The sequence below is a fragment of the Planotetraspora sp. A-T 1434 genome, from assembly GCF_025420585.1.
GTDB lineage: Bacteria > Actinomycetota > Actinomycetes > Streptosporangiales > Streptosporangiaceae > JAOEGB01.
On sequence record NZ_JAOEGB010000015.1, the window covers coordinates 1 to 10,838 of the forward strand.

Consider the following 10,838-nt stretch of genomic DNA (forward strand, 5'->3'; position numbering starts at 1 on the left):
AGCCAGGTCCCCGGCAAACGTCCGACCGGGCAGGTCAACCAGATCCGACTCTCAAGCATCTAAGTAGCGCTACGGCGATCACGCCGGCGACGCGCGGAGGATCGGGGAAGGATCGGACATGGTGGTCAACACGTCCGCGACCGGGGATATTCCCGTCGCGGCGGCGACTCCAGAGGTGGCCGGTCGCCCCGCGCAACCGAACGTACAGTCGTCCGCAATCGCCCCGCGTTACGAACAAGGTGTGAGAGTCCCCGCTCGGCGCCAACCCGGCCGCCCGGACTCTCGCCGGTGGAGGTGGCCATCATGACGCGGTCGGAGTTCGACGACATCCGCGCACACATCGCGGCCGAGGCCGGGCACGCGGGCGACCTGTTTCAGATCGCGCAGGAGCTGCTCGACGACCTGGAGCAGGTCCGCATCCGCGAGGCGACTCTGCGCTCCTACTACCTGGGGCTCCTCACGGCGGCCCGCGCGACCGTGGCCGCGGACACCGCCGGAGACGCCGAGCCTCTGACCTTCCTGGTGCACGAGCTGGCCAAGCACGGGCAGCTGCCGGAGGGGGAACAGGTCCAGCGCATCCTCTCGGACGCCCGGACCGCACAGGCCCTGCTCGCCTACATGGAGGAGCAGGCGCCCCGTCGTTCCACGCCCGGCAGCCGTGCCCGCCGCTGCGGAGGCGTCAGCCGTACCCTCAGAGGCTGAGAGCCGTCCTGGACCTCATCCCGCGGGGATGAGGTCGTGCACGAAGACCACATTGGGGTAGGCCGGGTTGTCGGTGTACCCCTGGACGTTGCCGAGGTAGGCACGCTGGTAGTTGGACACCCACGGCACGGCCACGACGGCCTGCTTGTCGATGAGGGTCGACTGGAGATCGGCATACGTCTTCTGCGCGGCGGCGCGGTTGGTCGCGACGAGTGACGGCAGCCTGTCGATCTGGCCGTCGAGGTCCCTGTCCTTCAGGTAGGTGAGGTTGAAGGACACCGGATCGGCGCTGTGGAAGACGTTGAGGAACCAGGAGTACGCGTCGGCGTAGTCGGGCCACCAGTACATGACGAAGATGTCCTGGCGCTTGGCCGGGTCCTTGGCCTTGCCCTGGTCCCACTGGGCGTTCCACTGCATCGCCCATGCGTGCACCTCGACGTTGAGCCGGCTCAGCGCGGAGGTCAGCAGGGTGACCAGGAGCCGCTCGTCGTCGTCGCCCTGGGCGTAGGTCAGCGTGAGTTCGAGCTTCTTGCCGCCCGGGCCGTACCCCGCCTGTCTGAGCAGCTCGGCGGCTCCGGCGAGGTCCTGGTGCGGGGCGACCTCGGGGGTGTGCCCGAGGAGTCCTTCGGGGACCAGGCCGTTGGCCTTGGTGCCCGACCCCTTGAGCGCCGCCACGACGCCGTCGTAGTCGATCGCCTTCTGCACGGCCTGCCTGAGCCGTACGTCCTTGAGCGGGCCCGAGGCGGAGTTGAAGAGCACGAGCATGTTCTGGAACGAGGGGACCTGGAGCGTCCGGACCCCGGCGGTCGTCCTCGCCTTGTGGAACAGCGACGGGTTGAGCCGCTCGACGAAGCTGGCCTCACCCCGCAGCAGGAGCTGCCAGGCCGTGGTGAGGTTGGGCGTGACCCGGAACTCGACGTTCTTGTAGTGCGCGCCGTCCCAGCCGCCCCAGTAGCCGTCGAATGCCTTGAGCGTGAGCTCGTCGCGGGAGCCCTTCCTCCAGTTCGCCACCGTGTACGGCCCTGAGCCGGCGTCCCTGCCCTGCTGGAACCACTTGGTGAGGTCGCCCGAGCCGGCGGCCGCGGTGTCGTAGACGTAGCCGGCGTAGTCGGCGGAGGCGATGAGGTCGAGCGGCGCCGGATACCTCAGTGTGAACTCCACGGTGAGCGGATCCTTGACCGTGATCTGCCGCACGCAGTCCCAGATGTAGGCCGCTCCCGCGGACAGCCGCTTCGTGCGCTCGATGGACGCCTTGACGGCGGCGGCGTCCACCGGCCTGCCGGTGTGGAACCGTACGCCGTCGCGAAGCGTGAACGTCCAGGTCTTGCCGTCGGCCGACGTCTGCCACCGGGCCGCGAGGCGCGCGCTCGCCCTCTTGGTCACGGGGTTGTAGACGGTGAGCGAGTCGTAGATGTTCTGCATCGCGATGATCTCGTTCGAGTACGACGTCGCGGGGTCCCAGTCGGTGACGACGTCGAGGTTCGAGAGATAGACGAACGTGGCGTCCTTGATGGAGCTCGGGGAGCTCTCCACGGTGGTGTCGCGGACGGCGCCGCCGCCACAGCCTGCGAGGGCCAGCACGGCCACGGCTCCGATGACTCTCAGGACTCCCAAGGTGAGGAAACGGCGCATGCGGCTGCGGGGTCCTTTCCACCGTGAACTACCATGATCAAGCTACTGCAAGATCAGGAAACGAACGATATTTCCTGATATCTCATCTCAGAACTCTCATTTGGCACACACCACTGCTAACCTCTCTCCCTGTCTCACAAGAGCTTTCGGAAGCTCGCCACCCTCAACGGGACGAGGTGCGATGAGTCCTCGTAGGCGCGATCGGCCGATCAGGTTCAGGCTCATCGGCCTACTGCTCGTGCCGCTCTTCTCGCTGATCGGCCTCTGGGCGGTCACCGCCGGTGTGACCATCGGCGACAGCCTCCGCCTGCGCACGTACAACACCCTCTGGTCCACCCTGCGCCAGCCCGCCGACCTGCTCATCGTCGAGCTCCAGAGCGAGCGCCTGGCCTCCGCGCAGTACCTGGGGTCCGCCGCCCACGAGGGCCGTTCCGAGATGGGGGTGCAGCGGCTGCGGACCAACGCCGCCCGCGACTCCGTCCGGAAGCTGGCCCTCTCCGAGCCCTCCCGCGCCGCCACCACGCCCGCCATGCGCGCTCAGGTGGACGAGATGCTCGCCGGGCTCAACCACCTCGACGAGATCCGGGCGGAGATCGACGAGGGCCTCTCCAACCGGCTGCGGGCGATCGAGACCTACAACCTGATCTCCGACGCCATCTACCGGATGCACTACAGCCTGGCGCTGATCGACGACATCCCGATCTACCAGCAGTCCCGCGTGGTGATCTCCCTCGGGTACGCCAAGGAGCTGCTGACCCGGGAGCAGGCGATCGAGGCGGGCGCCGCGGCGTCCGGCACGATGACGGAAGAGGAGCGCAAGCTCTTCACCCAGCTCGTCGGCAACCGCCGCTTCCTCATCGACCAGGCCCTTCCCGAGCTGGACACGGGCCTGCGGCAGATGCACGTCAACCTGATCACCACTCCGCTCTACCAGCGGCTCCGGCTGCAGGAAGAGAAGATCATCTCCGGCGCCCCGCTCTCCGCCAGGACTCAGCGGGTCTGGCAGGCCACCTCCGACGACATCGCCGAGTCGTTCCAGACGGCCCAGACGGACGCGGGGTCACGGCTCGCCGAGCGGGCGGCGCCGATCGCCGACGCGATCCTCAGGCGGGCCGTCCTCGCGGGCGGCGCCGGTCTGCTCGTGGTCATCGTCTCGATCCTCATCTCGCTCCGTGTCGGCTCCCGCCTCGCCCGCGAGCTGGCGGGTCTGCGCCACGCCGCGCTCGACCTCGCCAACGTACGGCTGCCGCGCGTGCTGGAGAAGCTCAAGAAGGGCGACGACGTCGACCTCGCCACCGAGGCGCCCGCGATCCAGACGGCCGGCGGAACCACCGAGATCCAGGACGTCGGCCGGGCCTTCTCGACCGTGCAGCAGACCGCCGTCGAGGCCGCGATCGGCCAGGCACGCCTCCAGCGAGGCGTCAGCCAGGTCTTCCTCAACCTGGCGAGGCGGAGCCAGACGCTCCTCCACCGGCAGCGCACCCAGCTCGACGGCATGCAGCGCCGTACGACCGAGCCGGACACCCTCGAGGACCTCTTCCGTCTCGACCACCTGACGACCCGCATGCGCCGCCACGCCGAAGGCCTGATCATCCTCTCCGGAGCGGCGCCGGGCCGGGTCTGGCGCAAGCCGGTCGCCCTGTACGACGTCGTACGGGGCGCCGCGGCCGAGGTGGAGGACTACAAGCGGGTGACCGTGTTCCCCATGGCGGACAACAGCCTCGACGGCGCCGCCGTGGCCGACGTGATCCACCTGATCGCGGAGCTGATCGAGAACGCGACGATCTACTCCCCGCCGCACACGACCGTGTCGGTCAGGGGCGAGATCGTGGGGAACGGCTTCGTCGTCGAGATCGAGGACCGAGGGCTGGGCATGACCCCGGAGCGGCTCGCGGAGCTCAACGAGCGCCTGGCCAGCCCTCCCGAGTTCGACCTGGCCGACACCGACTGCATGGGACTGTTCGTCGTCGCCCGGCTGGCCGCCCGCCGGGATATCCGGGTGACGCTGCGGCCCTCGCCCTACGGAGGAACCACCGCAATCGTGCTGATCCCATCCGCCCTCGTCGTGGGCCCCAAGGACCCGGATCTCGTCCGCCTGGCGGACGAGGAGGTCACGCCGGAGGACATCATCCTCGCCTCACTGAGCCGGTCGGACATCCGGACGGATATCGGGTCCGACATCCGAATTAACAAGGACAACAAGCAGCCGGGTGAGGAGGAGGCATGACCGATCGGATCCACGACCAGTGGCTGGACGAGGAGGCCGGTCCGGTCGTCCCCGCCTACGCCCTGACGAAGGGGCGGGTCCGGCCGTCCAGCAAGGCGATCGACCTGGTGGCGATCGTGATGGCCACGGGAGGGCCGACTCCGGTCAGCCTCGGGCCGGAGCAGTGGATGATCCTCAGCCTCTGCGCCCGGGCGACTCCCCTGGCGGACATCGCCGCGGCGATCGACCTTCCGCTCGGCGTCGTGCGGGTGCTCGTGGGGGATCTCCACGAGCAGGGGCTGGTGCAGGTGCGGCCGCCGGCCAACGTGGCGCAACTGCCCAACGCGACCATCCTCACCGAGGTGATCAGCGGCCTGCGCGCGCTCTGACGCCGTCGCGCCGCGTGGGTTGATACGGGGGTTTGATGGGGGGTTGATCTCGCCTGGCCGGTGGTACGCCGGCCGGTGCGCGATCAACCCCGGCACTCAGGGGGGCGTCAGCCGCCCGGGTTGTAGATGACCTTCTCGGGAGTGATCCGGACGGTGATCCGCTGCTCTCCCTCCTGCCGGAAGGGGTAGGAGTCGACGCCCAGATACTTCTTGGCCAGGCCGTCGATCACGCCGTCCGCGCCTTCCAGCTCCAGGGTCGCCGTTCCGGAGACGCTGACGAAGTGGTAGATGTTCTTCGGGTCCAGAACGCTGATCGACACCCGGGGGTCGTTGCGGAGCTGCCGCTCCTTCGCCCGCCCGACGGCGGTGTTGAAGACGACGTCGTCTCCGTCGACGTCGACCCATACAACCGTGTTGTGCAGCGATCCATCGGCGCGGACAGTCGTGGCCCAGGCGAGGAGCGGCTGGCTGAGCAGTTCCTTCGCGGCGTCGGTGAGCTTGCTCATCGTGTTCTCCCAAGATCTCGGGGGGCAGTGAACATCGTCAACCTGATCTAACCGCATCCCGTTTCGCGTCAGAACGCGTGGGGGTAGTGCCTCCTGGCGTGCTCCGGCGTGATGTAGCCCTCCCGCAGATCCGCCCGTACGGCTTCCGCGTCCCGCTCGGACGGCGGGCCGTATCCACCTCCCGATCCGGTGCGCAGGTGCACGACCGAGCCCTTGGGCAGGAAGATCCGCGTCTTCAGCGAGAAGTCCTCGGCGTGGCCGTCGGGATACTCCACCGTGAGCCGGTTCGGCCGCCCGGGGAGGCCGCCCGACATGCCCCACGGGTCGAGGGCGGTCCGGGCGAGCCCGGCCGTGAGGTACTGGTCCTCCAGCACGCGGAAGGACAGGTCCAGGCCGAGGCCGCCGCGGTGCCGTCCGGGGCCGCCGGAGTCCTCCGCGAGGGCCATCCGCTCGATCCGCCAGGGATTGCGCGACTCCCACACCTCGGCGGGGGTGAACCGGGTGGCCGACTCCGAGATGTACATCAGCGCGCTCGCGCCGTCCGCGGACCTGGACGCCCCCTGCCCGACGGGGTGGGGCGCGCCGTCGGCCCAGGGCTCGCCGGTCTCCTCCCGGTTCCCCCACCACACCAGGGCGTTGATGTCGCCGCCGCTCGCCGCGGGGACCGAGTCGGGCACGGCTTCCGCCAGCGCGCGGATGATCAGCTCGATGGCGTGGTCGGACGGGATCCCGTACATGAAGCAGGGGGCCGGCCGTACGGGATGGAAGAGGGAGCCCTCCCGCGTGACCAGTTCGAGCGGCCGGAAGTGGCCCTCGTTGGGCTGCTCACCCGCTCCCGCGAGGAAGGCGACGGCGATCCGGACGGCCGCCACGGTCGATGGGAGAGGACAGTTGACCGGGCCGCCGACCTGGTCGGGGCAGTTCGTGAGGTCGACGGTGACCGACGACCCGCCGACCCGCACCTCGACGCCGAAGGGAATCGGCAGGCCGTTCACCCCGTCGGAGTCGATCACGCTATCGGCCGTGTAGACGCCGTCCGGCAGCCGTTCGAACCAGCTCCGGACGAGCGCCTCGCCGTGGGCGTACATCCGGGCGACGGACCGGCGGAACATCTCCGGGCCGTATCTGCGGATCAGCGCGGTGAGCGCCTCGGCCCCCGTCCGCGCCCCGGCGACCATGGCGTTGATGTCGCCGATGACCATCTCCGGCATCCGGCTGTTCGCCAGGATCATCCGGTAGATGTCGCTCACCAGGCGCCCGGCGTCGTAGAGCTTGACGCCGGGGAAGATCGTGCCCTCCTGGAAGACGTCGACCGTGTCCGTGCAGTAGGGGTCCTTGCCGCCGATGTCCAGCCAGTGGGCCTTGATCACCGAATACCCGGCGAGCAGGTCGTCGTAGAAGACCGGCACGACCATCGCGGCGTCCTGGGGGTGCGAGCCGGTGCCGTACGGGTCGTTGTAGAGGATCACGTCGCCCGGGGAGAGCGCCCCCTGGCCGCCCACGCCCTCCACGGCCTCCCGGACGCAGAAGCCGAGCGTGCCCATGAACGCCGGCAGCGTCGGCGCCTGCGCCAGCATGCACAGGTCGGCGTCGTAGAACGCCACCGCGAAGTCGAGCGCCTCATAGATGATCGGCGAGAACGCCGTGCGGATCAGCGACTGCTTCATCTGGTCGGCGGCGGCGTTGAGGCCCTGCCGGATGATCTCCGTGGTCACCGGATCGGCCCCGTCGGCGAGCCCAGGATTGACCTCCGCGTAGCGGGTCCGGACGATCCTCGTCATCGGTCGCCGTCCTTCCGTGTGATGATCAGGCACCCGCTCGGGTGCGCCTCCACGGCGAAGCCCGCGTCCACGTAGGTCGTCGCGGTCGGCTCGATCACGAGCAGCGGGCCCTCCATCGGGCCCGCGAGCCCTTCCCGCGGCACCACCGGGGCGTCGGCATGGGCACGCTCGCGGAACGACCAGAGCCTCGTCGTGCCCAGCGGGGTCGCGCCCGCGGGGGGCGCGGGCACCAGAGGGTGCTCGTCGTCGAGCACCACCCTGCTCGTCGCCCGGACCGTGACCACTTCCAGCGGGTCGGGTAACTCGTGGCCGAACGTCCGGTGGTAGGCGCCGGAGAAGCGGGCCCCGACGGCGGCCACGTCGTCGTCTCCGAGCCGCAGCGGGATCGTCAGCGTGTGCTCCTGCCCGCGATGGCGCAGGTCCAGATCGACCTCCCGTACGGCTCCCGCCCCCGGAGGCGCGTCCGAGCCCGCCAGGCGCTCGAACAGTGAGGCCGCCAGACGCTCGATCACCGGCAGGGCCTCCTCGTCGAGGGCGCGGACCAGCGTCCGGGCGGCCGAGCGCACGATGTCGGCCTGTACGAGCCCCACGGCCGAGAAATTGCCGGCGTTGGGCGGGATCACCACGGTGTCGACGTCGAGCTCGTCGGCCAGCAGGCAGCCGAACAGCGGCCCCGCGCCGCCGAAGGCGACGATGGCCGTGCCGCGCGGGTCCACGCCCCGCTCGACGGTGACTCCCCGCACCGCCTGGGCCATGTGGGCGGCGGCGATCCTGATGACACCCTCGGCGACGGCGTCGGTGCCGTCGATCCCCGTCGGCCCGGCCAGCGGCGCGAGCGCCTCGGCCGCCTTCCCGGGGGAGAGCGAGATCCCGCCCGAGATGTGGCCCGCGGGGATCATGCCGAGGTGCAGCGCGGCGTCGGTGACCGTGGCCTCGGCGCCGCCGCGCCGGTAGCTCACCGGGCCGGGGTCCGCGCCCGCGCTGCGCGGCCCGACGCGGAGCAGGCCACCGGAGTCGGCGTACGCGATCGAGCCGCCGCCCGCGCCGACCGACCGCACGTCGACCCACGGGCTCTGCAGCGGAAGGCCGACGACCTCTCCCTGGAACAGCAGGGGCAGCCTGCCGTCCTCGATGAGCGCCGTGTCGAAGCTCGTCCCGCCGACGTCGGCGGCGACAGCCGTACGCAGTCCGAGGGTCGCCGAGAGCCGCGCGGTGGCGACCGCCCCGGCCACGGGCCCCGACAGGATCGTCTCGAACGGCCGGGCCGCCGCTTCGGAGAGGGTCAGCGCGCCGCCTCCGGACCGGGTCACCAGCAGGCCGCCCCCGAAGCCGCGGGCGCGCAGCTCACGGTTGAGATTGTGCAGGTAGGGGCCCATGCGGTGGCGGACGAAGGCGTCCACGACCGTGGTGCAGGTGCGCTCGTACTCCCGGTACTCCCCCGACACCTCATGTGACAGCGAGATCGGGCCGTCGAACCCCGCCTCACGGAGCAGGCCGGCCGCCAGCGCCTCGTGGGCCGGGTTGGCGTACGAGTTGACCAGCACGATCGCGACGGCGTCGACTCCCTCGGCGGCGAACAGCCGGGCCGCCTGCCGTACGGTCTCGGGGTCGAGCTCCCGCACCACCGAGCCGTCGGCGGCCACCCGCTCGGCCACCTCGGCGCGCAGCCGTCTCGGGACGAGCGGCGGCGGCGGGGTCCAGAACAGGTCGTAGGGGTCGTCGCGGTCGCCGCGCCGGATCTCCAGGACGTCGCGGAAGCCCGCCGTGGTGATCAGCCCGACGGCGGCGCCTCCTTTTTCCCGGCTGAGGGGGCGTTCGAGCAGCGCGTTCAGCCCCACGGTGGTGCCGTGGACGAAGTGGTCGCAGCGGGCCAGCAGCTCCGCGGGGACCGCCGCGTCCACCGCGGCGAGGACCCCCAGCTCCGGCGCGGCCGGAGTGGTGGGCTGCTTGGCGACCCTGATCTCACCCGTCGCGGCGTCGTGGAGGACGAGGTCGGTGAAGGTCCCGCCCACGTCGACTCCGATGACCGTTGTCATGCCTGGCAAGGTAAAGCGGGGCCAGAGTGCCGTCGATGTGGCCTCACAACGACGCGGCGGCCCCTGTTGTGCCCGGGAGACATTCCCGATCGAGGACGACATGGCAGGCGAGCTGAAGGGCGAACCGGGTCTGCGGATCGGACAGGTCCGCGCCGAGCGCGTCGGCGATGCGCCGGATCCGATGGGCGACCGCGTTGGGGTGCAGGCTGAGCAGCTCGGCCGCCCGGGTCCGCGAGCCCCAGCTGTCCAAATACGCCTTGAGGGTCGGCACGGCATGCACCGCCAGCGCGCCCAGCCCGTCGAGCGGGGCCAGCATGTCGCGGGCGGCCATCAAGGCGCTGTCGCTGCCACTCAGCTCGGCGAGGATCGCGTTGACCCCCAGCCGGTCGAACCGCACCATCTCGCCGGCGCCCGCCCGGCCCGCCGCCGCCCGCGCCTGCGACGCCGTACGGCGCAGCCCCTCCGCCCCCACCTGACAGGTCCCCACCCCGGCTCCCAGGGCGCCCCACTGGCCGGAGAAGGGCCAGGACCCGACCCGCTCGTCCGTCGTGACGACGACGAGGATGCCGTCCTGCCAGCGCGTGACGACCGGAGGCCCGGCCAGGTCGCCGGACCCCGGCAGGCCCGCGACCATGCGCCGCACCTGCCGCGAAATAGCCTCGCTCGGCCCCACGGAACCATCCTGGCCGCCGGATTCGACGGCCGCGCCGCTTCTGCCGCCGGCGGCTGCCTCGTGAGGTAAGCCGGGGTCACGGACACCGGCGTCGCACGCAGCGGGGTCGCGGAGGAAGACGGCGATGTGCCAGCCGTCCACCGGGACGCCTTCGTGCCGCGCCCGGCGGGCCGCCCCTGCCAGGTCCTTGGCCCCGGCCCGCAACAGGACCAGCAAGGCCCGCTCGCGCGCCCGCTCGGCGGCGCGGGCCGCCGCCCGCACTCTGCCAAGAGTGGTGGCCACCACCCCGGCGACGATGGCCGCGGCGGGGTCCTCGCCGTCCCAGCACACGAAACCGTCGGGCCGCCCGTCGACGCGGATCACGGCCGAGTTGACGGCCGGCTCCGCCACCTCGGCCACGCCGTACTCCACGCCTATGGACCGGGAGGCAGCCCGCAGGATGTCCTCCTCCCCCGCCCCCTCGATCGCGCCCAGCCCCTCGATCGCCTCGCGGGTACGGCGGAGCAGCAGGCTGGGATCGGCTCGCAGCGCGGCGCTGAGCCCCAGGACGGTGTCCGACAGCGAGTGGTCCGATGCCCCGGCGAGCAGGGCCACCCCTACCTGACGGGCGAGCCCGACGACGTCCGGTGAGGTGCCGGACGGGCCGGGGAGCACGATCGCCGCCGCGCGCCCGCGTCCGGCGATCCGCAGCGCGTCGAGCACACTCGACGCCTGGATGGCGTGGCGGGACAGGATCGCCAGAGCTCCCGGTGGGGCCGACTCCAGCTCGCGCATCTCGTCCACCAGGACCACGCCCTCCACTGGCCGGGCGTCCCAAGGACCCGCGACAAGGGTGAGACGGCGGCCCGCGGGCGTCCGGAGCAAATCACTCACATGGCGCATAGGGGTCTCACCTGTCGCTCAGCGGGCCGTT

8 protein-coding genes are annotated in these 10,838 nt (G+C 71.0%); 3 read left to right on the top strand and 5 right to left on the bottom strand.

Annotation, left to right across the window (positions count from 1 at the left end):
• Nucleotides 1-303 precede the first annotated feature (303 nt).
• Nucleotides 304-702, top strand: coding sequence for a hypothetical protein (locus N5079_RS20110; protein WP_261585482.1), 399 nt, complete (start codon nucleotides 304-306; stop codon nucleotides 700-702).
• Nucleotides 703-717: 15 nt separating this feature from the next.
• Here N5079_RS20110 and N5079_RS20115 read toward each other — a convergent pair whose 3' ends face one another.
• A complete protein-coding gene (locus tag N5079_RS20115) occupies nucleotides 718-2,334 on the bottom strand; it encodes an ABC transporter substrate-binding protein (protein WP_261585483.1) in 1,617 nt (538 codons plus the stop codon).
• A gap of 181 nt (nucleotides 2,335-2,515) precedes the next feature.
• Between N5079_RS20115 and N5079_RS20120 the strand changes: the two genes are divergently transcribed.
• Together N5079_RS20120 and N5079_RS20125 are read left to right on the top strand one after the other, a co-directional pair.
• A complete protein-coding gene (locus N5079_RS20120) occupies nucleotides 2,516-4,561 on the top strand; it encodes a nitrate- and nitrite sensing domain-containing protein (RefSeq protein WP_261585484.1) in 2,046 nt (681 codons plus the stop codon).
• Nucleotides 4,558-4,929: a DUF742 domain-containing protein gene (locus N5079_RS20125; protein ID WP_261585485.1), complete on the top strand. Its 372-nt coding sequence runs from the start codon at nucleotides 4,558-4,560 to the stop codon at nucleotides 4,927-4,929. Before N5079_RS20120 ends, N5079_RS20125 begins: the two co-directional genes overlap by 4 nt.
• Before the next feature lie 107 nt (nucleotides 4,930-5,036).
• On the opposite strand, the gene N5079_RS20130 is transcribed toward N5079_RS20125, so the two are convergent.
• The 4 genes from N5079_RS20130 to N5079_RS20145 all read right to left on the bottom strand — a co-directional run bounded on the left by N5079_RS20130 (nucleotide 5,037) and on the right by N5079_RS20145 (nucleotide 10,798).
• Nucleotides 5,037-5,435: a PPOX class F420-dependent oxidoreductase gene (locus tag N5079_RS20130; RefSeq protein WP_261585486.1), complete on the bottom strand. Its 399-nt coding sequence runs from the start codon at nucleotides 5,433-5,435 to the stop codon at nucleotides 5,037-5,039.
• 68 nt (nucleotides 5,436-5,503) lie between these two features.
• Nucleotides 5,504-7,216, bottom strand: coding sequence for a hydantoinase B/oxoprolinase family protein (locus N5079_RS20135; RefSeq protein WP_261585487.1), 1,713 nt, complete (start codon nucleotides 7,214-7,216; stop codon nucleotides 5,504-5,506).
• Nucleotides 7,213-9,252, bottom strand: a complete 2,040-nt coding sequence (locus N5079_RS20140; RefSeq protein WP_261585488.1) for a hydantoinase/oxoprolinase family protein — start codon at nucleotides 9,250-9,252, stop codon at nucleotides 7,213-7,215. The genes N5079_RS20135 and N5079_RS20140 overlap by 4 nt, the downstream gene beginning before the upstream one ends.
• A gap of 43 nt (nucleotides 9,253-9,295) precedes the next feature.
• Nucleotides 9,296-10,798 (bottom strand): helix-turn-helix domain-containing protein, encoded by a 1,503-nt coding sequence (locus tag N5079_RS20145; protein WP_261585489.1) that lies wholly within the window; start codon nucleotides 10,796-10,798, stop codon nucleotides 9,296-9,298.
• Between the last annotated feature and the right edge of the window lie 40 nt (nucleotides 10,799-10,838).

Excerpts from the sequence above, each read along its gene's own strand:
- N5079_RS20120 (WP_261585484.1), top strand. The coding sequence starts at position 2,516 with ATGAGTCCTCGTAGGCGCGATCGGCCGATCAGGTTCAGGCTCATCGGC.
- N5079_RS20140 (WP_261585488.1), bottom strand. The coding sequence starts at position 9,252 with ATGACAACGGTCATCGGAGTCGACGTGGGCGGGACCTTCACCGACCTC.
- N5079_RS20115 (WP_261585483.1), bottom strand. The coding sequence starts at position 2,334 with ATGCGCCGTTTCCTCACCTTGGGAGTCCTGAGAGTCATCGGAGCCGTG.
- N5079_RS20110 (WP_261585482.1), top strand. The coding sequence starts at position 304 with ATGACGCGGTCGGAGTTCGACGACATCCGCGCACACATCGCGGCCGAG.
- N5079_RS20135 (WP_261585487.1), bottom strand. The coding sequence starts at position 7,216 with ATGACGAGGATCGTCCGGACCCGCTACGCGGAGGTCAATCCTGGGCTC.
- N5079_RS20125 (WP_261585485.1), top strand. The coding sequence starts at position 4,558 with ATGACCGATCGGATCCACGACCAGTGGCTGGACGAGGAGGCCGGTCCG.
- N5079_RS20130 (WP_261585486.1), bottom strand. The coding sequence starts at position 5,435 with ATGAGCAAGCTCACCGACGCCGCGAAGGAACTGCTCAGCCAGCCGCTC.